The organism is Stenotrophomonas sp. 05N423 (genome assembly GCF_056397145.1).
In genome coordinates, this window is sequence record NZ_JBFTMV010000003.1 from 209,650 (window position 1) to 231,282 (window position 21,633).

General features: G+C 68.5%; 22 protein-coding genes. 16 read left to right on the plus strand and 6 right to left on the minus strand.

Features of this window, described 5'->3' with window-relative positions; genetic code table 11:
* Nucleotide 1 precedes the first annotated feature (1 nt).
* The 3 genes from AC1DGW_RS07295 to AC1DGW_RS07305 are packed head-to-tail and all read right to left on the minus strand — an operon-like array spanning nt 2 to nt 1,264.
* Nucleotides 2-400: a hypothetical protein gene (locus AC1DGW_RS07295; RefSeq protein WP_478021082.1), complete on the minus strand. Its 399-nt coding sequence runs from the start codon at nt 398-400 to the stop codon at nt 2-4.
* Entirely contained in the window at nt 384-857 is a 474-nt protein-coding gene (locus tag AC1DGW_RS07300; RefSeq protein WP_478021084.1) for a pilus assembly FimT family protein, read from the minus strand. The genes AC1DGW_RS07295 and AC1DGW_RS07300 overlap by 17 nt, the downstream gene beginning before the upstream one ends.
* Entirely contained in the window at nt 857-1,264 is a 408-nt protein-coding gene (locus AC1DGW_RS07305) for a type IV pilin protein (protein WP_478021086.1), read from the minus strand. Before AC1DGW_RS07305 ends, AC1DGW_RS07300 begins: the two co-directional genes overlap by 1 nt.
* Nucleotides 1,265-1,437: 173 nt before the next feature.
* Here AC1DGW_RS07305 and cutA point away from each other — a divergent pair, with 173 nt between their 5' ends.
* From cutA to AC1DGW_RS07350, 9 genes are all read left to right on the plus strand, one after another.
* Complete coding sequence (cutA, locus tag AC1DGW_RS07310; protein ID WP_478021488.1) at nt 1,438-1,770, plus strand: divalent-cation tolerance protein CutA; 333 nt, start codon at nt 1,438-1,440, stop codon at nt 1,768-1,770.
* A 7-nt stretch (nt 1,771-1,777) separates the two neighbouring features.
* Nucleotides 1,778-4,099, plus strand: coding sequence for a protein-disulfide reductase DsbD family protein (locus tag AC1DGW_RS07315; RefSeq protein WP_478021490.1), 2,322 nt, complete (start codon nt 1,778-1,780; stop codon nt 4,097-4,099).
* Between the two features lies 1 nt (nt 4,100).
* Nucleotides 4,101-4,688, plus strand: coding sequence for a TlpA disulfide reductase family protein (locus AC1DGW_RS07320; RefSeq protein ID WP_478021088.1), 588 nt, complete (start codon nt 4,101-4,103; stop codon nt 4,686-4,688).
* 220 nt (nt 4,689-4,908) lie between these two features.
* Nucleotides 4,909-5,343 (plus strand): type II 3-dehydroquinate dehydratase, encoded by a 435-nt coding sequence (gene aroQ / locus AC1DGW_RS07325; protein WP_478021090.1) that lies wholly within the window; start codon nt 4,909-4,911, stop codon nt 5,341-5,343.
* A gap of 62 nt (nt 5,344-5,405) precedes the next feature.
* Nucleotides 5,406-5,891, plus strand: coding sequence for an acetyl-CoA carboxylase biotin carboxyl carrier protein (accB, locus tag AC1DGW_RS07330; protein WP_478021092.1), 486 nt, complete (start codon nt 5,406-5,408; stop codon nt 5,889-5,891).
* A 10-nt stretch (nt 5,892-5,901) separates the two neighbouring features.
* The gene (accC, locus tag AC1DGW_RS07335) at nt 5,902-7,269 is read left to right on the plus strand and encodes an acetyl-CoA carboxylase biotin carboxylase subunit (protein ID WP_478021094.1); all 1,368 of its coding nucleotides are present in this window, start codon (nt 5,902-5,904) and stop codon (nt 7,267-7,269) included.
* A 411-nt stretch (nt 7,270-7,680) separates the two neighbouring features.
* On the plus strand, nt 7,681-8,931 hold the full coding sequence (locus AC1DGW_RS07340; protein ID WP_478021096.1) for a hypothetical protein: 1,251 nt from the start codon (nt 7,681-7,683) through the stop codon (nt 8,929-8,931).
* Nucleotides 8,932-8,952: 21 nt separating this feature from the next.
* Nucleotides 8,953-10,170, plus strand: a complete 1,218-nt coding sequence (locus AC1DGW_RS07345) for a zinc-binding dehydrogenase (RefSeq protein WP_478021099.1) — start codon at nt 8,953-8,955, stop codon at nt 10,168-10,170.
* Nucleotides 10,167-10,631, plus strand: coding sequence for a hypothetical protein (locus AC1DGW_RS07350; protein ID WP_478021101.1), 465 nt, complete (start codon nt 10,167-10,169; stop codon nt 10,629-10,631). The genes AC1DGW_RS07345 and AC1DGW_RS07350 overlap by 4 nt, the downstream gene beginning before the upstream one ends.
* Here the strand turns inward: AC1DGW_RS07350 and AC1DGW_RS07355 are convergent, their stop codons facing one another.
* Nucleotides 10,632-13,508, minus strand: coding sequence for a serine/threonine-protein kinase (locus AC1DGW_RS07355; RefSeq protein WP_478021103.1), 2,877 nt, complete (start codon nt 13,506-13,508; stop codon nt 10,632-10,634).
* A complete protein-coding gene (locus tag AC1DGW_RS07360) occupies nt 13,505-14,110 on the minus strand; it encodes an ECF-type sigma factor (protein ID WP_478021105.1) in 606 nt (201 codons plus the stop codon). Before AC1DGW_RS07360 ends, AC1DGW_RS07355 begins: the two co-directional genes overlap by 4 nt.
* Before the next feature lie 195 nt (nt 14,111-14,305).
* Between AC1DGW_RS07360 and prmA the strand changes: the two genes are divergently transcribed.
* The 7 genes from prmA to purD all read left to right on the plus strand — a co-directional run bounded on the left by prmA (nt 14,306) and on the right by purD (nt 20,559).
* The gene (gene prmA / locus AC1DGW_RS07365) at nt 14,306-15,220 is read left to right on the plus strand and encodes a 50S ribosomal protein L11 methyltransferase (protein ID WP_478021107.1); all 915 of its coding nucleotides are present in this window, start codon (nt 14,306-14,308) and stop codon (nt 15,218-15,220) included.
* Between the two features lie 29 nt (nt 15,221-15,249).
* A complete protein-coding gene (locus AC1DGW_RS07370; protein ID WP_478021109.1) occupies nt 15,250-15,984 on the plus strand; it encodes a DUF3426 domain-containing protein in 735 nt (244 codons plus the stop codon).
* 97 nt (nt 15,985-16,081) lie between these two features.
* Nucleotides 16,082-16,354, plus strand: a complete 273-nt coding sequence (gene fis, locus AC1DGW_RS07375; RefSeq protein ID WP_478021111.1) for a DNA-binding transcriptional regulator Fis — start codon at nt 16,082-16,084, stop codon at nt 16,352-16,354.
* A 391-nt stretch (nt 16,355-16,745) separates the two neighbouring features.
* Nucleotides 16,746-18,329, plus strand: a complete 1,584-nt coding sequence (purH, locus tag AC1DGW_RS07380; protein WP_478021113.1) for a bifunctional phosphoribosylaminoimidazolecarboxamide formyltransferase/IMP cyclohydrolase — start codon at nt 16,746-16,748, stop codon at nt 18,327-18,329.
* A gap of 12 nt (nt 18,330-18,341) precedes the next feature.
* The gene (locus AC1DGW_RS07385; RefSeq protein ID WP_478021115.1) at nt 18,342-18,773 is read left to right on the plus strand and encodes a hypothetical protein; all 432 of its coding nucleotides are present in this window, start codon (nt 18,342-18,344) and stop codon (nt 18,771-18,773) included.
* A 66-nt stretch (nt 18,774-18,839) separates the two neighbouring features.
* On the plus strand, nt 18,840-19,250 hold the full coding sequence (locus tag AC1DGW_RS07390; protein WP_478021117.1) for a hypothetical protein: 411 nt from the start codon (nt 18,840-18,842) through the stop codon (nt 19,248-19,250).
* A 22-nt stretch (nt 19,251-19,272) separates the two neighbouring features.
* On the plus strand, nt 19,273-20,559 hold the full coding sequence (gene purD, locus AC1DGW_RS07395; RefSeq protein WP_478021119.1) for a phosphoribosylamine--glycine ligase: 1,287 nt from the start codon (nt 19,273-19,275) through the stop codon (nt 20,557-20,559).
* A 63-nt stretch (nt 20,560-20,622) separates the two neighbouring features.
* On the opposite strand, the gene AC1DGW_RS07400 is transcribed toward purD, so the two are convergent.
* On the minus strand, nt 20,623-21,618 hold the full coding sequence (locus tag AC1DGW_RS07400; RefSeq protein WP_478021121.1) for an aldo/keto reductase: 996 nt from the start codon (nt 21,616-21,618) through the stop codon (nt 20,623-20,625).
* Nucleotides 21,619-21,633 lie beyond the last annotated feature (15 nt).

A 21,633-nucleotide genomic window follows, 5' to 3' on the forward strand; every position in this document is an offset into this window, starting at 1 on the left:
TTCATTGCCTCGACGACATCGTCAGATCGGCACCAGCGACACCCATGTCGGCGGCCGATACCTTCAGATCGACCCGCCTGGGGGCGTCAACCGGACGCGTGATCCCGGACACCGTCACGTTCGCGGCGGCGCTCTCGCACGCCACGCTGACGGTCTTGTCGCCATCGGGCAGCTTGACCGTCACATTGCGGTTGCACAGAGCGATGCCATCGGCATGCAGCTGGCTACGCAGCTGCTCGACGACCATGTTCTCGACCTTGGCATCACGCTGACTGCTCAATACCCTGCCAGCGACGTGCGCCAGCCCTGCACCGATGACGCTGGTGATCAGTACGCCCAGCAGCGCCTCGAGCATGATGTCGCCGCGCTGGCGGCGGCGCGGATCAAAGCAGATCGACATGGAGGAGATCCTGGCTGCTGAAACCGACCGCGATGCGGGTCCTGTCGGCGGCAATGACGCAGTCCGAACCGGTGGTCACGCGCTGCCCGCGGTTGTCGAAGGCAACACAGGAAAGATCGCCGGACGCGCTGCCCGCGGCGTTGGCCAGCTGGGTGGTGGCGCCATCGGGCAGTTCCCCGGTCCACAGCGCGGTGTTGCTGCCGGCCCCCACCACTTTGAGGGTGTTGCCGGTGCGCTGCAGCTTCGCCGACACGGCGCCCTGCACCGCCTCGCCGGGATTGCGCAGGGCCATGGCCCGCGCCTGGGAGATGCCCTCCCACATCAGGTTGCGGGCCTGCAGCTGCCGGTTGCTGTCCATCCACGACAGGGCAAACGGCGTACCGGCCGCTGCCAGCACTGCCATCACCGCCAGGGTGACCATCAGTTCGATCAGCGTGAAGCCGGCTGTGCGCTTCATCACCAGCCCACCAGACAGCCCGAATTCGTGGTGGCGCCATCCTGCTTCAGGGTCAGGGTGCAACCGCTGAGCTTGCCCGTGCCGGTGGCGGTGAGGGTGTAACCGGAACCGCTGGAGTTGGCCGAAAAGCCGAAATCGGCCGATTTGGCCGCCGGGCTCCAGGCCGGGAACGCCGCCTTGACGGCCGCCACGTTGGCCGGGGTCGCGCTCGGATAGGACAGGGTGCGTTGCCGGTGGTTCTCCAGCGCCGCGGACAGCGCACGCAGGTCAGCCTGCGCCGTGCGGGTCTTGCCGACCAGGACGTGCTTGCCATACGCAGGCAGCGCGATGGCCGCAAGGATGGCGAGAATGGCCACGACGATCATGATTTCGATGAGCGTGAAGCCCTGGCGTGTACGTCGGCCCACAGCATTCCCCCTTGACGATCTGCAAACGCGCGCAAGTCACATGCGTGAATTCCATCACAAATGACCCGCACATGCCAGCCTCAGCAGCGGATCGTTGTCAAGGTGTGACAACGATGTCAAAGAACCAGATGGAATATGGGAAGTACCTCTTTGATTTCTGCGAAAATTCCGACATGGACGCCCACGACGCCCGCCTGGTCTTCTGCACCTGCCCCGATGCCGCCACGGCCCAGGCGCTAGCCCGGCTGCTGGTCGAGCGGCGCCTGGCTGCGTGCGTGAACTTGTTGCCGCCGATGCAGTCTGTGTATCGCTGGCAGGGGCAGGTCGAGCAGGCGGAGGAAATCCAGTTGCTGATCAAGACCGCCGCCGACCGCCTGGAAGCGCTGACGGCGGCACTCCTGCAGCACCATCCGTACGAATTGCCGGAGATACTGGCGGTTTCCCCCAGCGCCGGGCTGCCGGCTTATCTGGACTGGATCCGGGCCCAGACCCGCGAGGACACCTGACTTGAAGATGCTGTTGCGACGTTTCACTGCCCTGTGCCTGCTTTCACTCTGCACCCTGCCCGCGCTGGCCGTCAGCGAAAAAGACCTGCTGCCGGTCGACGAAGCCTTCGCCCTCCAGGTCGAGGCGAGCGCGCGCGACCGCATCGAACTGCGCTGGGACATCGCACCGGGCTACTACCTGTATCGCCACCGCACCAGCGTCAAGGCCGGCCCCGGGTTCAGCGCCGGTGCGTTGCAGATGCCCACCGGCGAGAAGAAGCACGACGAGTTTTTCGGTGACGTCGAGACCTATCACCAGCAGCTGAAAGCCACCCTGCCCGGCAGCGCGGACGCCGGCGCCGGGACGGTGACGCTGGAGGTCCGCTACCAGGGCTGTGCCGACGCCGGCGTGTGCTATCCGCCGCAGAAGCGCACCGTCGAGGTCAGGCTGCCCGGCGCCGCAGCCGCACCGGCCGGCGATGCGCCGGTGTTCAACCCGCTGGCGCGCAACGACGGCGGCGGCCTGAAGCTGCCGGGCGGCGCCGCGACGCAGAGCCTGCCGCTGCCCTCGGAGCAGGCCTTCGGCTTCGAGGCGATCGTCGATGACGGCAATCGCCTGCTGCTGCGCTTCTCCCCGGCGCCGGGCTATTACCTGTACCGCGACCGCACTTCGCTGGCACTGGAAGGCGCGGCCGGGATACGCACCGGCAAGCCGCAGTGGCCGGCCGGCAAGTCGCACCGCGACGAACATTTCGGCAACGTGGTGGTGTATTTCGACCAGATCGACGTGCCGCTGCCGCTGCATCGCGAACGCGCCGACGCCAGCCCGGCGACGCTGGTGGCCACGTTCCAGGGTTGCCAGACCGACGGCATCTGCTATCCGCCGATGACCCGACGGGTCAGGTTGTCGCTGCCGGCCGGCAAGGTGTCGCCGAGCGGCGAGGCCGCGGTCACCCCGCTGGTAATCCCGCCGCTGCCCAGCGGCCGCAGGTCCGCCGACCTGCCGGTCGTCGACCCGCTCAATCCGCCCGCTCCGCAGCCGCTGGTGGTCCGTTCCAACGACGGCGGCGATGGGACCTCCCCGGCCACGCCCGACGCCTCGGCGGACAACGCCAGCCGCAGCCAGCCGCCGGAGAGCGCAGGCAAGGGCGATTCGCTGGCGTGGATCCTGCTGCTGGCGCTGGCCGGCGGGCTGGTCCTCAACCTGATGCCCTGCGTGCTGCCGGTGCTGTCGCTGAAGGTTCTGGGGCTGGCGCAGAGCGGCGAGAGCCGCCAGCACGCCCGCCGCCACGCGCTGTGGTACACGCTGGGCGTGCTGGTCGCGTTCACCGCCATCGGCGCACTGGTACTGGCGCTGCGCGCGGCCGGCCAGGCGGCCGGCTGGGGCTTCCAGCTGCAGCATCCCTGGTTCATCGCCGCGCTGGTCTACCTGATGTTCGTGGTCGGCCTGAGCCTGTCGGGCGTGTTCACGCTGGGCGGCAACCTGGGGGGCATCGGCCAGTCGCTGGCCAGCCGCAAGGGCGCGGCCGGCGACTTTTTCACCGGTGTGCTGGCCTGCGTGATCGCCAGCCCGTGCATCGCACCCTTCATGGGCCCCGCGCTGGGCTATGCCTTCACTGCGCCGGCGGCGATGGCGATGCTGGTGTTCCTGGCGCTGGGGCTGGGCCTTGCACTGCCGTTCCTGCTGATCGGCTTCGTGCCGGCGCTGGCCCGGCGCCTGCCGCGGCCGGGCGCGTGGATGGAAACCTTCAAGCAGGTACTGGCGTTCCCGATGTACCTGACCGCGATCTGGCTGCTGTGGGTGCTGGGCAAGCAGCGCGGCATCGACGCGATGGCATTGCTGCTGGCTGGTGCCGCGCTGTTGGCGCTGGGGCTGTGGTGGTTCGAGCGCAGCCGCTGGCACAGCCGCCGCGCCGGCATGGCGCTGGGCGCACTGCTGGCCCTGCTGGCACTGGTCCCGGTATGGGGCGTGACCCGCATGGAACCGCCGGCGCGCACGGCCAGCGAAGGCACGGTGGCGTATTCGCCGGAGATGCTGGACCGCCTGCGCGCGGACAACCGCGTGGTCTTCGTCAACATGACTGCGGACTGGTGCGTGACCTGCAAGGCCAACGAGCGCAACGTGCTGGGCGGCGACGCCTTCCGCGACGCCCTCAAGCGGGTGGATGCGGTGTACATGCATGGCGACTGGACCAATGTGGACCCGCAGATCAGCGCCTTCCTGGAACAGCACAAGGCCGTGGGCGTACCGCTCTACGTGGTGTACGGGCCCGGCGCGCCGCCACGGGTGCTGCCGACCGTGCTGACCCAGTCCATCGTCGAGGACGCGCTGCTGCGCGCGGCACGCTGAGATGCGCCGCGTGTCGTGGTGGGTAGCGGGTGTCGCCGCGGCGGCCGGACTGGCCGCCGGGGCCTGGCTCAGCCGCCCGGCCGGCCCCGCGATTCCCGCGATGACGGAGCCGTCGATGACTCCGGTCGCCGCGGTTCCGGCGCCGCCAGCACTTGCCCCGGGCGACCAGGTACCTGCCTTCACCCTGCCCGATCTGGACGGCATGCCGGTCCAGTTCCCGGGGCGCTTCCTCGGCCGGCCGCTGCTGATCAACGTCTGGGCCAGCTGGTGCGCGCCCTGCATCGAAGAAATGCCGGAACTGGCGCGCTTCGCCGCACGCCACGCCGACGACGGCCCGCAGGTGGTGGGCCTGGCGTTGGACACGCACGAAGCCGTGCTCGATTTCCTCGGCAACGTACCGGTCTATTACCCGATCGTGCTGGAAACCCCCGGTCCGGCTGACGCCAGCGTCAGGCTCGGCAACCGCCAGGGACTGCTGCCCTACAGCGTACTGATCGACGCGCAGGGCCGTGTGGTCAGGCAGAAGCTGGGCCCGTTCAAGGCCGGGGAGATCGAGGAGTGGGCGAAGCTGGAAGACGAAAGCCGATAACTGCCGCGAACATGCTCCCAAAGTTCGCCACGGGGAAAGAAGCCGTTCTGCATTGCGACAGGACAGGCCCTTTCCTGCCGGCCTCTCCGGCGGAATCGAAGGAGCAGAACCGGCGGCCGCCAATTTCAAACATTCGATTAAAACGTCGCCAATTTCGCCGAACTGGACAGCATTCCCCGGTTCGCTCACACTGCCGCCCTTTCCCGCCCACCGCTGGCACATGGCGAAACTGCTGGTCCTCCACGGCCCCAACCTGAACCTGCTCGGCACGCGCGAGCCGGAGGTCTATGGGCACACCACGCTGGCCGACATCGACGCGGCGCTGGTGCGGCAGGCCGAAGCGGCCGGGCACGCGGTGGAGAGCCTGCAGTCCAACGCCGAGCATGTGCTGGTGGACCGGGTGCAGGCCGCGCGTGGCGACGGCACCGCCTTCATCCTGATCAATCCGGCCGCTTTCACCCATACCTCGGTGGCGCTGCGCGACGCGCTGGCCGCCGTGGCCATTCCGTTCATCGAGATCCACCTGTCCAACCCCCACGCCCGCGAACCCTTCCGCCAGCACAGCTATTTCAGCGACAAGGCGGCCGGTGTCATCTGCGGCTTCGGCGCGGACAGCTACCGTTACGCCATGGACGCCGCGCTGCAGCGGCTCTGAATCCCCATTCCCCGGTGGCGGGCACGTGCGCGCCGTCGCCGCCAACACCCAAGAGGCATCCTATGGACCTGCGCAAAATCAAGAAGCTGATCGACCTGCTGGAAGAGTCGAACCTGGCCGAGATCGAGATCAAGGAAGGCGAGGAATCCGTGCGCCTGTCGCGCAACCCGGTCGGCGGCTATGCGCCGGCGCCGATGGTCGCCGCCCCGATCCAGGTCGCCGCTCCGGTCGCCGCCGCACCGGCCATGCCGATGAGCTCACCGACCGAAGCCTCCACCGGTGGCACCGCCAAGCCGGGCAATGCCCTGCCGGACGGCCACGTGCAGCGCGCGCCGATGGTCGGCACCTACTATGCGTCGCCGTCGCCGGACAAGCCGGCCTTCGTCAGCGTCGGCCAGCAGGTCAAGGCCGGCGAGACGCTGGCGATCATCGAGGCGATGAAGATGTTCAACCCGATCGAGGCCGAAGTGTCCGGCACCGTGGTCGCCATCCTCGGCGAAAGCGGCAACCCGGTGGAGTTCGACCAGCCGCTGTTCGTGATCGCCTGAGGCGCCGGGCATGCTCGATAAAGTCGTCATCGCCAACCGGGGTGAAATCGCGCTGCGCATCCTGCGCGCGTGCCACACCCTGGGCATCCGCACGGTCGCGGTGCATTCCACCGTCGACCGCAACCTCAAGCACGTGGCCATGGCCGACGAGTCGGTCTGCATCGGTCCGGCGCCGTCGTCGGAGAGCTACCTCAACATCCCGGCGCTGATCGCCGCGGCCGAGGTCACCGACGCCCAGGCCATCCACCCCGGCTATGGCTTCCTCTCCGAGAACGCCGATTTCGCCGAACGCGTGGAGCAGTCCGGCTTCATCTTCATCGGCCCGAAGGCCGACACCATCCGCCTGATGGGCGACAAGGTGGAAGCGATCCGCGCGATGAAGGCCGCCGGCGTGCCGTGCGTCCCCGGCTCGGGCGGGCCGCTCGGGGACGACGCGGCCACCAACGTCAAGATCGCCCGCGAGATCGGCTACCCGGTCATCGTCAAGGCGGCCGGCGGCGGCGGCGGCCGCGGCATGCGCGTGGTGCATTCGGAAGCGGCGCTGGTCAACGCCATCGCCACCACCAAGCAGGAAGCCAAGGCCGCGTTCGGCAACGACATGGTCTACATGGAGAAGTTCCTGGAGAACCCGCGCCACGTGGAGATCCAGGTGCTGGCCGACGGCCAGGGCAACGCCATCCACCTTGGCGAACGCGACTGCTCGATGCAGCGCCGCCACCAGAAGGTGGTGGAGGAAGCGCCGGCGCCGGGCATCACGCCGGAACTGCGCGAGGAAATCGGCAAGGTCTGCGTGGAAGCCTGCATCCGCATCGGCTACCGCGGCGCCGGCACGTTCGAGTTCCTGTTCGAAAACGGCCGTTTCTACTTCATCGAGATGAACACCCGCATCCAGGTGGAGCATCCGGTGACCGAACTGATCACCGGCATCGACCTGGTCGCCGAGCAGCTCAAGATCGCCGCCGGGCACAAGCTGTCGATCAAGCAGAGCGACATCAAGATCAACGGCCATGCCATCGAGTGCCGCATCAACGCCGAGGACCCGGAAACCTTCTTCCCGTGCCCCGGCACCATCACCGGCTTCTACCCGCCGGGCGGCCCCGGCGTGCGCGTGGATACGCACATCTACGGCGGCTACCGCGTGCCGGCCAACTACGACTCGATGATCGGCAAGCTGATCGTGCACGGACCGGACCGCGACACCGCCATCGCCCGCATGCGGGTGGCGCTGAGCGAGATGGTCGTGGACGGCATCAAGACCAACGTCGCCCTGCAGCAGCGCATCATGCGCGACAAGGGCTTCCAGGCCGGTGGGCAGAACATCCATTACCTGGAAAAGCGCCTGGCCGAACGCAAGAACCAGTCGATCGCGCTGACCTGAACGGCATCGGTCGAAGCTGCAAGGAAGAAGGCGGGGAAACCCGCCTTCTTCCGTTTCCGGGCCGCTTGACGCGGATACCGCACGGCCCCTGGAGCCGCCATGCGGCGCAACCACGTCCCGTGTGCCGCCCGCCCAGGTGCTGCCGGCGGCAACAAGCAAGACCGCCGATGTGAATAACGCCAGGTAGCGGAGCTGTGGCGCATGGCCGGGCCAGGCACCCGCGTCCCACACGCAGGTCCATCCCGCCAGACACCAGTGGCCGCCAGGCAAAGCGCGCCACCTCACCACGGGCGCGCGCAGGAAATGCCGGCTGTTCGCCGGGCCGGTACGCATCGCCCCACCCGCATGTCCTGTTGGGCCCTGCTTTTGCGAGGGAAGAAGGTATCCCTTCCCAAGCGAAGTATTGCTCCAATGCATCGACCTTCCATTTCGCTCCCGCGCACCGCCTGCCTGGCGGTCATGATTGCCGCCACGCTTCCCGCCGGGGCCCAGAGGAAGCCCCCCGTCGAAACCCAGGTCTGGATCGATGTCGCCACGCACGACCGCGCAGGCATGCCCGGGCTGGGCGCAGTTGGCGGCGTTGCCGGGCGCTTGATGGGCATGATCCAGGGGCCCCGGGAATATCCGCAATCGCGCGACATTCCCTCCGGAACCGGCCACCTCCTCGATATAGCGCTGTACAACAGCCGCATGCCTGGCACGGCGGCCGCCCAGCAGGTCCCCGCCGGGCTGGCCGTCGGCGACGCCCTTGCCTTGCTTCCGCCAGCACCGGGCCGGCCCAGCCCACATTCCCGCGGTGACGGGCCGAATGGGGAAGGCGAGGTGGAAATCACCGTGCGCCACTACTGGGGCTGCGGTGCCAGCATCCGGCCCGGCCAGCCCCAGGTGGTCACGTTGAAGGTCAAGCAGGGCAGCGTCGACATCAACGGCCGGCTGACGCCGGGTCTGTTCGTACCCGATCACGATGTGGATGTCGGCCCGGCCTATGCGCTGTGGCCGAACAGGAAGAACAGGGAGCGCGTGTCGGAGCGCTCCTCCCTGGTCGGCCAACACCGGATCACCGGCGAGGGCGTGCCGGAATCCCTGCAGTTCGAACTGGACCGGAATGCCGACTTCATGCCGAAGATCGCGCTTTCCAGCCGCGGCGGACTGGCCGACAGCATCGCACTGGAATGGCAGCCGGTGGAGCGCGGCCGCGCCTATTTCGTCAACGCCATGGCGATGCAGGACGACCACAGCTTCGCGGTCTGGAGCAGTTCCGAGGTCGCTGGCGCCGGGCACGAACTGCTGGCCTACCTCACCGGTTCGCATATCGACGCATGGCTGAAGCAGAAGGTACTCCTGCCGCCGACGACCACCCGCTGCTCGATTCCGAAAGGCATCTTTCAACCCGCAGACACGGATCGCCCGGGTGCCGCCTCGCTGAACATGATCGCCTACGGCCCCGAAACCAACATCGCATGGCCGCCGAAGCCCTCCGACCCGAAACAGCCCTGGCATCCCGAATGGAACGTGCGCGTGCGCACCAAATCCACCACCACGGCGATGTTGGGCATCGACCTGGCGGGGGCGACCGCACAGCCCGGGGAAGACGGCAGCAGGCAGGAACCGGCCGCGCCCAGCAAAGGCAGGCGCCTGCTCAATGCGCTCAAGAATCTCTGAGCCGTCCCGGGATCCGCCGCCATGCTGCTGAACGTTGCCATCGACACCCCCCTGCACGCCGACATCCCCTCGACCATGGACCAGGGGATGGGCGCAGGCTCCCCCGTCAGCATCCGGATGGTGCTGGCCGGGCGACCGCCCTCGCAGGGCATCGTCGAGTGTTTCCGTCGCGAACACGCGGTGCTCCCCACGCTCCGTGCGGGACAACTGCTGCTGCGTACGCACCTGCTCTCGGTCGACATCTGCGCGCATTCACGCCTGCAGGCGGACACGCCACCGGACGATCGCCTGGAACTTGGCCAGGTCATGCCATGCGCCACGGTTTCGCGGGTGGAGCAATCGCGTCATTCGGCCTTCCGCGAAGGCGACTATGTGCTGGCCCAGAGCGGCTGGCAGACCCGTGAAGTGGTCGATGGACACACGATCAAGCGCAAGCTCTATCCGAGGGTCGCTCCACTGAGCAGTGCGCTGGGCGTGTACGGGCTCCATGGCTACATAGCCTGGCTGGCCGTGCGCAACGTGTGCCGCCCGCAACCTGGCCAGACCGCGGTGGTGGCAGCGGCAGCGGGGCCCATTGGCGCCACCGCCTGCCAGCTGCTGCAAGCCCGTGGCGCGCGGGTCGTGGCGGTGACCCGTGGCCCGGCGAAGTGCGCGCAGGTACGCGACTGGTTCGCGCCGGCGGCCGTGCTGGATATCGAAGACCCCGCTTTTGCCACGATGCTTGCCGCCGCGTGCCCCGATGGCATCGACATCCTCGTCGAAAACGCGGATGGACGCTGCCTGGACGCGGCGCTGCCGCTGATCAACGAAGGCGCGCGGCTGCCACTGTGCGGCGCAATGGACGACCAGGGCCCCTGCAACAACGGCGGTCGCCTGCCCGCCTTTCTCAACATGGTGATGGAGCGCCGGGTGGAGGTCCGTTCGTTCACCGATCGCGCCTTGGCCGGAGTGCACACCCGGCACCTGTCCGATCCGGACTTCATCAGCGAAATGGGGCTGCTGCTGCGCAATGGCCGGCTGCGTTGGATGGAAGAAGTGATGGAAGGCCTGGACGCCCTGCCGAGCGCGCTGGCGCGGCTGGTGCGACACGAGAACATGGGAAAGCTGCTGGTACGACTGGACCAGGAAGGCGACGTGGCACTCCCGGTGGTGGCACGCCCTGCCCGACCGGCCAGATTCGAACGTATCCGCAACAAGACAGGCGCAATGCCTGATTCACCACAGGAGAAAAAACGATGATGACCGCGGCATTGACGATGCTGTTGCTCGCCGGGGACCCACCCCTGGCGCAAGCCCCGACGGCACCAGCCCAGGAGGTGCGGGTGGACGTGATGACCTGCGCCCAGCTCAAGGCCGAAGGCCAACGACAACTGGCCATCATGCAGGACGCACGCTACAACGATCTCGATGACGATCTGTCCGATGAGGCCGACATGATCAGATTGGGCGAGCGCCAGGGCAAACGTGGCATCGCGCTTGGAGCGTTGCAGGCAGCCGCGGGTCTGGCGGGAAATGCCGTTGCCGTGGCGCAGGCCGGCAGGGCCGCCGACATGATGACCGACATCGACAAGATGGATCGCGACGTGATCCTCACCCGCGGCCATCTGCGCTACAAGTCCAACGAGAGAACCGAAAACCGGGCGGGCGAGCACTTCGAGGCGATTACCGAGCAGTATCGAAGGCGTGGCTGCAAGCCCTAGCTAGCCCCCCAGTTCGCGGGCGAGCGCCTCGGCCCTGGCGCGACCTTCCTCCTGCGGCAGCAAGGCCTCGCGCATGACCGGCAGGGCCTGCGCCAGCAGGGAGCGGGCTTCGCCCTGCCTGCCCTGTTCGGCGAGATAGTCCGCCAGTTCCGCGCGGGCGATGGCCAGGTCAGGCGGGCATTCGGCCTGCGCGCTGCGATGCACGGCCTCGCGCTGGCGGGCGATGGCGGCAGGCAGATCGCCGCGCTGGCGCTCCAGCGCGGCTTCGATGCGCAACAGTCTGGTGAGCTGCGACGCCAATGCCGGCGCGTTGAGCCGGGACAGGTGATCGCGCGCTTCGGCCAGCAGCTGCAGGCCGCGATCGGTCTGGCCCATACGCTCGGCCACGCTGGCCAGCCGCTGTGTCGTCCGTGCCACTTCCACCGAATCCTCGCCATCCAGCCGCCGCGCGCGTTCGCGCAGGTCGCGCAGCAATCCGTCGGCCTTGGCGTTTTCGCCATTGGCGGCGAAAGCCATGGCGTGCACCCGCTCCAGGCTGCGCCAGATCAGGTCGTCCGCCGACACCTGGTCGCGCACCAGGGTCTCCATCGCCTGGGTGGACAGCTCCAGTGCGGCGGGATAGTCGCCGAACGCCAGTTCGACCACGGCCATGCTGCCCAGGTGCGAGGCGATGTTGCGCGGCCCGTCGTTGCCGTGCATGACGTCGCGGTTTTCCTTCAGCAAGGCCAGCGATTCGCGGTAGCGTCCCTGTCCCAGCAATGCATCGCCGAGATCCATGACCAGTGCCCGCGCGCCGGTGCTGCCGGTGCCACCGGTGCGCTGCAGGCTGGCGATGGCTTCGCGGGCGACACGTTCGGCTTCGATGTAGTGCTCGTCCATCAGCAGGCCGTTGACCAGGTTGCGGCGCAGCATCAGCCGCAGCGGCGAATCGACCGGCACCCGATGCGCATCGGCGAAGGCCAGTCCTTCGCGGGCCACGGCCATCATCCGCTGGCGGTCGCTCTGGAAAATCGCGATCACGCCGAGATCCGAATACACGTCCAGCACGATCTCCACCGGCGGGTCAGGCAGTGTCTTCGCCAGCGCCAGCGCGCGCTCCGCCTGCTGGCGACTGGCGCCCCAGCCGTGTTTTTCGACATGGCCCAGCGTCAGGTGCGCCAGCGTCCGCAGCTCCTGTTGCGCATCGCCTGGCGCGAAACGTCGACGCAGCGCGGCAGCCTGCTCGGCTGCGGCGAACGCGGGCGCGGTCTTCTCCAGACCGTCCAGCGCATCGGAATAGGCGACCAGATCGTCGGCCAGCGCGATGGCCTCGTCGCGTTCATGCGGCTGCACGCCTTGCAGGCCTGCGTCGAGCAGCTCCACCGCCTGCAGGTTGTCGCCCAGCGAGGCGTACAACCGCCCGAGCGTGCGCTGTACCGGCTGGCGCAATTGCGGACTGGCGGCATCGGGCTGGCTCAACCGCACCCGTGCGCGATCGAGCAGTTCGCGCACGCCGATCTCGGTGCCCAGCGCCTGCGCGGGATTGGCCAGCGCCAGCGTGTCGGTCAGGAAGCCAAGCGCAGCACGTGCATTGGCGCTTTCGCGCTGGGCCACGCGCGCCTGTTCGCGCGCCTCGTGCGCCTGCCACGCCGCGATGCCCGCACCGATCAGCAGGGCGAGGGCGATGGCCGCTGCCGAAACGGCCAGAGCACGGTGGCGGCGCAACCACAGGCGCACATGCTGCAGGGTATCCAGCCCTGCGACGGAGACCGGGCGGTCATCCAGCCAGGCGCGCAGGTCGGCCGCCAGCCCTTCCACGGAAGAACAGCGCGCCTCCGGATCGCGGCGCAGGCAGGCGTGCACGACGATACCCAGGCCACCATCCAGTGCGCGCGCCAGCGACGCCGGTGTTTCGCCCCTCAGCATGGCCGATTCGACGCCAGACCGGGCGGCACTGCGGGTGATCGGCTCTGGTTCCCGGGTCAGCGCCTGCACCTGCTGTGCAAGCGGCATATCGGCGTCCAACCCGAAGGGATGGCATCCGGCCAGCAGCCGGTACAGCACCACCCCGAGCTGGTACAGGTCAGTGGCGGTGGTGACCGGCTGCCCATCGAGCTGCTCTGGCGAGGCGTAGTGCAAGGTCATCGCCCGGTCGCCGGTCGCGGCGGAGCTGGCCTGCTCCAGCTCCCGGGCGATGCCGAAGTCGAGCAGCTTGACCCGCCCCTCCGCCGTCACCAGCAGGTTCGATGGCTTCAGATCCTGGTGCACCACCAGGTTGCGATGCGCATGCTGCACGGCATCCAATACCTGCAGGAACAGCTCGACGCGGGCACGCAACCCCAGTCGACGCTCGTCGCACCAAGCATCGACCGGCATCCCGTCGACTCGTTCCATGACGAAGTAGGGATCGCCATCCGCGGTGATTCCACCATCGATCAACCCGGCGATGTGCGCGTGTTGCAACCGCGCCAGCACCTGGCGTTCGCGCAGGAAACGTTTGCGGCCGGCAACGGAAAGCCCGCTCCCGTGCAGGTGCTTGAGCGCGGCCTGTTGGACATACGCGCCATCGGCGCGCTCGACCGCATGCACCGTGCCCATGCCGCCACGACCGAGCAGGCCGACGATGCGCCACGCGCCAATGCGCCCGCAAGGTGCGCCGATGTCGGCCTTCTCTCCGGCATCGGCAACGATTGCCCCCATCCATTGATCGAGATCGCCGGAAAACGGTTCGGCCACGCCGGCATCGAACTCCAGCAATGTCTCTACCCTGGCGCGAAGCCGCTCATCCCCCGCGCACAGTTCCCGCAGCCTCGACCCGCGCTCCCCCGGGTCGAGGCTGACGATCTGATCGAAGATCGCCAGCGCCGCCCGGTGCTGCGCGATGTCATGGCCGCTCACTTGCCCAGTTCCGCCAGCAGAAAGGCACGGGCCTTGCGCCAGTCGCGGCGCACGGTCCGCTCGACGACATCCAGGATCGCAGCGATCTCGCTTTCGGAATATCCGCCGAAATACCGCAGCTCGACGACCTGGGCCGCGCGCTCGTCAATCTCCCGGAGCGCCGTCAACAGCTCATCCAGGGCCAGTACCTCGAACACCGCGCGTTCGCCGGACGCGAGCTGCCCGGTCAAGGTCAACGGATCACCGGCATCGCGTTTCTGCGCGTTCGCCTGGCGCACATGGTCCACCAGCACATGACGCATGGCCCGGGCCGACATCGCCAACAGGTGGTGCCGATCCTTGGCCTTGAGGGCCGCATTCCCGACCAGCCTGATATAGACCTCGTGAACCAGGATCGTCGTATCCAGCGTCCGGCGACGCCGGCGCAACTGCTGGTGCGCAGCGAGCTTCAGTTCCTCATAGATCGCGGCATAGGCTTCCCCGAGCGCGCCGGAATCGCCGGCCTGGGCCCGCGCCAGCAACCGGGTGACCTGTCCTTCATTCCGCTCACCGTCCACTCGCGCCTCCATCGCTCTCGTCTGCCGGGTTTTGCCTGCTGCCATTATTATCCGCCCGGAGCTCCGATCCATGGACCCGGTCTCCAGCCCCATCACGCCACAGTGAATGGGCAGCGCGAAGCCCGGCAGACGGCCCGGGCATGGTGATAGCGGTTCAAGCCCGCTCATGGCCTGCGCATTCGCCCACGGCGAACGAAGCGAATAAGCTACCCATCCTTCATTCCCCGGCCGGCTTCACCCATGCCCTACCTGCAATTGTCCGCCCCCTGCACCGAAGCCCTGCAACCACGCCTCGAACGCGCGCTGGAAGACGTCGGCGCGCTGGCGGTGACGTTGCAGGATGCACACCTCGACGCCGCTGACGAGCAGGCGATCTTCGAGCCCGGCGTCGGTGAAGTACCGCTGTGGGACGAGATGACCCTGACCGCGCTGTTCGATGCCGATACCAACGCGCTGCTGCTGCTGGCCGCGCTGGAAGCGTTCGACCCGGAACTGGACTGGAGCAAGGCACGCTTCGAGATGATCGAGGACCAGGACTGGGAGCGCGCCTGGCTGGACCAGTTCCAGCCCATGCAGTTCGGCCGGCGCACCTGGATCGTGCCGTGGGACCATGAGCTGCCCGAAGCGGCGCAGGCGGCCGATGCCGCGGTGGTGCGGCTTGATCCTGGCCTGGCCTTCGGCTCGGGCACCCACCCGACCACCGCGCTGTGCCTGCGCTGGCTCGACCAGTTGTCCGCCGACGGCGAACTGGCGGGCCGTACCGTGCTCGATTTCGGGTGCGGCTCGGGCATCCTCGCCCTGGCCGCGCTCAAGCTGGGCGCCGCCGCCGCGGTGGGCGTGGACAACGACCCGCAGGCGCTGACCGCCACCGCCGACAACGGCGGGCGCAACGGCGTGCATATCGCCGCGTACCTGCCCGCGGACGAACCGGTGGCGACCTATCCGGTCGTGGTTGCCAACATCCTGGCCTCGGCGCTCGACGCGCTGGCCGAACTGCTGGCCGCGCGCGTCGCACCGCACGGCCGCATCGCCCTGTCCGGCATCCTGCATGGCCAGGAAGGCGAACTGCTGGAGCGTTATGCCCCCTGGTTCGAGCAGCTCGAAGCCGTGCAGGACGGCGACTGGATGCGCATCACCGGCGTACGCCGTGCTTGAATGACGGCCGCGCCCCCGACTGCCCCGCCATGAGCGAAGAAACCACGCCGCCCCATCCTTCGTTGGCCACGCTCCTGCAGGATGGGGCGGCGCCCCGGTCCGATGAACCGGCGGCTACGGACGTCGATGCCGGCGCTCCGCAACAGGAGGCCCCCTCCGCGGCCGCGCAGGACGACGCACCGGCCGGCATCGGCGGCGACGCGGCCATGGAGCAGGACGAGGACATCCCGAGGCACGGAGGAGGTGTCGCACCAAGCTTCCTGCGCCGCCCGCCCGCAGGCTCGACTCCCGCCCACCGCACGCCGCGCTGGCAGTGGCTGCTGCTGGGCGCCCTGGCCCTGCTGCTCGCCGTCCAGGTGGTGATCGCCGACCGCGCCACGCTCGCGGCCCGCGCCGGCTGGCGGCCGGTCGTGAGCGGGCTGTGCGCGGTCCTGCGCTGCACCTTGCCGGCCTGGCACCAGCCCGAGGCCTACACCATGCTGCAGCGCGAAGTCCGGCCACTGGCCGGGCGCCAGGGCGTGCTGCAGGTCCAGGCCAGCTTCCGCAACGACGCGCGCTGGGCGCAGGCCTGGCCCGCGCTGTCGCTGTCGCTGTCCGATGCCGATGGCCGCGTGATCGGGCGCCGCCTGCTGCAACCGCAGGACTATCTGGACGCCGCGCATGACCCGGCGCAACGGCTGGAACCAGGCCAGAGCGCGCAGGTCTCGTTCCTGCTGCGCGAACCCTCGGCGGCCACCGTGGCTTATACCTTCGAGTTCCGCTGACCGTGCCGGCCGGCATGGCAGCCCCCTCGCCCACGCGCTAGACTCCCCTCCCCATGCCGGGTGCGCCGCGCCGGCTCCGCTGAATCCGGGAATCCCCTTGAACGCTGCCCTACCCCGTCCTGACAACAGTCGTGGCGCTCCGAAGCCGCCGCTGCGCGAACACGTCGCCCAGTCCGTGCGACGCTACCTGCGCGATCTGGACGGCTGCGACGCCGACGATGTCTACGAGATCGTGCTGCGCGAGATGGAAATCCCGTTGTTCGTGGAAGTGCTCAACCATTGCGAGGGCAACCAGAGCCGCGCAGCGGCCCTGCTCGGCATCCATCGCGCCACCCTGCGCAAGAAGCTCAAGGAATACGGGCTGGCCTGAGACGCGCCGTCGCTTCGCGCTGTCGCCCCACGGTTTGCCTCGCAAACCTCGGCCCCCGTCTTTTGCCATCCACACCCCGCGCCTTGACTCGCCGCTGGCGGCTCGCCCCTCGGGCCGGCTTCGCCGTTCGCGCTTCGCGCGGTGGCGTGCCCCTGACTCAGGGGGCTTCGCTCCAGGCCCATCCTCGATGCCTGTGATGGGTGCCGAACGTAGGTCGGCACTTTCCTTCAGCGCCTGCCAGACAACCCGGCGCTGCGCGCCTCCAGCCGAATGAGCGACATGCAATGCCGGCCGCTGGCCGGCCTTGCATGTCTCCGTCACCGCTGCAACCAAACCCGCAAGCCGCGGGCCGCTACAATACCGGCCCGCTTCCGCTTCCCTCCTCACCCCCATGTCTGCTGATCTGCTGCCCGTGCGCCGGGCCCTGCTGTCCGTTTCCGACAAGACCGGCCTGATCGATCTGGCCCGCGCGCTGGCCGCGCGCAACGTCGAACTGCTGTCCACCGGCGGCACCGCCAAGGCGATCCGCGAGGCCGGCCTGCCGGTCAAGGACGTGTCCGACGTCACCGGCTTCCCGGAAATGATGGATGGCCGGGTCAAGACCCTGCACCCGATGGTGCACGGCGGCCTGCTGGGCCGCGCCGGTACCGACGATGCGGTGATGGCCGGGCACGGCATCGCGCCCATCGACCTGCTGGTGCTGAACCTGTATCCGTTCGAGTCGGTCACCGCCAAGGCCGACTGCACCCTGGCCGACGCGGTGGAGAACATCGACATCGGCGGCCCGGCCATGCTGCGCAGCGCCGCCAAGAACTTCGCCCGCGTCGCCGTGGCGACCAGCCCGGACCAGTACGACGCGCTGCTGGCCGAATTGAATGCCAACGACGGCAAGCTGTCGGCCGCCAAGCGATTCGAGCTGTCGGTGGCCGCGTTCAACCGCGTCGCCCAGTACGACGCGGCGATCAGCAATTACCTGTCCGCGGTCAGCGACACCACCGCTGCGGTGCCGGTGCGCGAGGAATACCCGGCGCAGATGAATTCGTCCTTCATCAAGGTCATGGACCTGCGCTACGGCGAGAACCCGCACCAGAGCGGCGTGTTCTACCGCGACCTGTACCCGGTGCCGGGCACGCTGGCCACCTTCGTGCAGCTGCAGGGCAAGGAACTGAGCTACAACAACCTGGCCGACGCCGATGCCGCATGGGAATGCGTGCGCCAGTTCGAGGTGCCGGCCTGCGTCATCGTCAAGCACGCCAACCCGTGCGGCGTGGCCGTGGCCGCCGATGTCGGTGCTGCCTACGAGCTGGCCTACAACACCGACCCGACCAGCGCCTTCGGCGGCATCCTCGCCTTCAACCGTACGCTGGACGCGGCCACGGCGAAGACCATCCTCGACCGCCAGTTCGTCGAAGTGCTGATCGCCCCTGACTACGAGCCTGCCGCGCTGGAGTACGCCACGAAGAAGGCCAACGTGCGCGTGCTGCGCATCCCGGCCGGCGACGCCCGCAACAACTACGACACCAAGCGGATTGGTTCGGGCCTGCTGATCCAGAGCGCCGACAACCGCGGCATGACCGCCGACGAGCTGAAGACGGTCACGCAGCGCGCGCCGACCGCCGCGGAGCTGCGCGACCTGCTGTTCGCTTGGCGCGTGGCCAAGTACGTCAAGTCCAACGCCATCGTCTATGCGAAGGACGAACGCACCATCGGCGTCGGCGCCGGCCAGATGAGCCGCGTGTATTCGGCGCGCATCGCCGGCATCAAGGCTGCCGACGCCGGGCTGGTGGTGCCGGGCTCGGTGATGGCATCGGATGCGTTCTTCCCGTTCCGCGATGGTCTGGACGCCGCCGCCGAAGCCGGCATCACCGCGGTGATCCAGCCTGGCGGTTCGATGCGCGACGCCGAGGTGATCGCCGCGGCCGACGAACACGGCATCGCCATGGTGTTCACCGGCGTGCGCCACTTCCGCCACTGAGGTCCCTCACCCATGAAACACCTGCTCCTCGCTCTCCTGCTGCTGGCATTTCCCGCTGTCGCCGGCGCGGAAACGCTCCGCAGCGAGGCCGATACGCTGGCGCTGTCGCGGAAGATGATGGACGTGGCCATGACCCAGCCGCCGGGCGCCGCGTTCGCCATCCTCAAGCCCTACTGGCCGATGGACCCTGCCGAGATCGACGGGCTGACCAGCAATGCCAGCCTGCAGTGGCAGGTGATCGAAGCCCGTTTCGGCAAGCCGCTGGGCTATGAGCTGGTCAAGACCGAGCGCATCGGCCAGTCGTTCGTGCGCTATGTCTACCTGCAGAAGTTCGAGAAGCATGCCCTGCGCTGGCGCGTGAGCTTCTATCGCCCGCGCGATGCCTGGATGACGAACAATTTCGCATTCGACGACCAGCTCGAATCGCTCTACGTCGAGAACTGAACCATGCGGCCACGGCGTCGACTCCGGCAAGCAGGCACACCCTCCATCGCCGTGGGACCGCCATCGATGCGCCCGACCCTCCGCATGCTTGCCGCGATCCTGCTGCTGCCGCTGCTGGCGGCCTGCGGCAAGGGCAACCTGGACGATGCGCAGCAGCAGGCCATCGCCACGCTCGGCAAGCAACTGCCGGCGCCCTACCGCGATGGGCTGGTGGTCGAATCGGTACACCGCCATGGCGATGACCTGGTGCTGGTGATCCACTTCCCCGACGCCACTGTGGCCATGGCCAAGGCCCGACCGGAGGTGTTCGAGGCACTGCACCAGGACGAACAGAACGCGATGGCCGAGTTGTGCACGGACAAGGCGCTGGCGCCGGTCTACGCCGCCGGCGGCGGTGTGCGCCGACGCTTCGTCGACGCCGACGGCGCGGTGTTCTTCGAAGCGACCCTGAAAGCCTCCGACTGCTCCTCTCCTTGAATTCCCCACAGGAACTGACCCCATGAAGATCCTCGTCATCGGCTCCGGCGGCCGCGAACACGCCTTGGCCTGGAAGCTGGCCCAGTCCGCACGCGTGAGCGAAGTGATCGTCGCCCCGGGCAATGCCGGCACCGCGACCGAAGACAAGTGCCGCAACGTGGCGGTCAAGGTCACCGACATCGCCGGCCTGCTCAAACTGGCACAGGACGAAGCCGTGGGCCTGACCGTGGTCGGTCCGGAAGTGCCACTGGTGGCCGGCGTGGTCGATGCGTTCCGCGCGGCGGGCCTGCGCATCTTCGGGCCGACCGCCGCCGCCGCGCAGCTGGAAGGCAGCAAGGCCTTCGCCAAGGACTTCCTCGCCCGCCACGGCATTCCCACCGCGTTCTACGCCGTGCACACCGACGTCGAGGCAGCGCTGGCCTACCTCCACGAGAAGGGCGCGCCCATCGTCATCAAGGCCGACGGCCTGGCCGCCGGCAAGGGCGTGATCGTGGCGATGACGCTGGACGAGGCCGAGGCCGCGGTGCGCGACATGCTCAGCGGCAACGCCTTCGGCGATGCCGGTGCGCGCGTGGTGATCGAGGAGTTCCTCGAAGGCGAGGAGGCCAGCTTCATCTCCATGGTCGATGGCCATACCGCATTGCCGATGGCCACCTCGCAGGACCACAAGCGCGTGGGCGATGGCGACACCGGCCCCAACACCGGCGGCATGGGCGCGTACTCGCCGGCGCCGGTGGTGACGCCTGAAGTGCATGCGCGGGTAATGCGCGAGGTGGTGGAACCGACCGTGGCCGGCATGATCGCCGACGGCGTGCCGTTCACCGGTTTCCTCTACGCGGGCCTGATGATCGATGCTGACGGCGCGCCGAAAGTGATCGAATTCAACGTGCGTTTCGGCGACCCGGAAACCCAGCCGGTGATGCTGCGCCTGCAGTCGGACCTGGTCGACCTGCTCGAAGCCGCCATCGACGGCGCGCTGGCCGGCGTGGAAGCGCAATGGGACCCGCGCCCGTCGCTGGGCGTGGTGATGGCCGCCCGGCCGTATCCGGAAACCCCGGTCACCGGTGATGTCATCAGCGGCCTGGCCGATGTGCCGGCCAGCGCCAAGGTGTTCCATGCCGGCACCGCGCTGGATGCCGCCGGCGACGTGGTCAGCGCTGGCGGCCGTGTGCTGTGCGTAGCCGCGCTGGGCGACAGCGTCGCCGACGCGCAGCAGCGCGCCTACGCCGGCGTTGCGAAGATCCACTGGGACAACGAATTCCACCGCAACGACATCGGCTGGCGTGCCATCGCCCGCGAGCAGCAGTAAACACGGCGACGGACGAGGAAAGGGCGGCCGCTGGCCGCCCTTTCCTTTCATGGCCTGCACACCTCAGCGATGCACGCTGCCGATGCTCGCGGCCGGGTAACGCGCGCCGGCGGCCGCATCGGCCGGGAATACCGCGTCGATCCGCGCCAGGTCGTCGGCATCCAGCGCCACGTCCAGCGCGCCGAGGTTCTCTTCCAGGTACGCCAGCCGCTTGGTACCGGGGATCGGCACCAGGTCCTCGCCCTGTGCCAGCACCCAGGCCAGCGCCAGCTGCCCGGCACTGATGCCCCGGGCGGCGGCAAGCGCACGCACCTGCTCCACCAGTGCCAGGTTGCGGGCGAAGTTGTCGCCCTGGAAGCGCGGCGAGCGGCGCCGGTAGTCGTCCGCGTCGAAGTCCTCCGGCGTGCGGATCGCGCCGGTCAGGAAACCACGGCCCAGCGGCGAATACGGCACGAAGCCGATGCCCAGCTCGCGCACCGTGGCCAGCACGCCGTTCTCCTCCGGTTCGCGCGACCACAGCGAGTACTCGGTCTGCAGCGCGGCAACCGGATGCACCGCATGCGCACGGCGGATCGTCTCCGGCGCCGCCTCCGACAGCCCCAGCCAGCGCACCTTGCCCTGCTCGACCAGCCGCGCCATCGCGCCGACGGTATCTTCGATCGGCACCTGCGGATCGACCCGGTGCTGGTAGTACAGGTCGATGTGATCCACGCCCAGCCGCTTCAGGCTGGCCTCGCAGGCGGCCTGCACGTATTCGGGCCGCCCATCGACGCCACGCGCCTGTGGGGCGGACGGATCGAGGCGGATGCCGAACTTGGTGGCCAGCACCACCTGGTCGCGGCGGTCGGCGATGGCGCGCCCGACCAGCGCCTCGTTGGTATGCGGGCCGTACATGTCGGCCGTGTCGAGCAGGGTGACGCCGCGCTCCAGCGCGCGATGGATCACCGCGATGGCCGCGGCATCGTCGCCACGGCCGCCATAGAACGCGCTCATGCCCATGCAGCCGAGGCCGAGCGCTGAAACGGTGGGGCCATCGCGGCCGAGGGTGCGGGTCTGCATGGCGGTGCTCCAGAT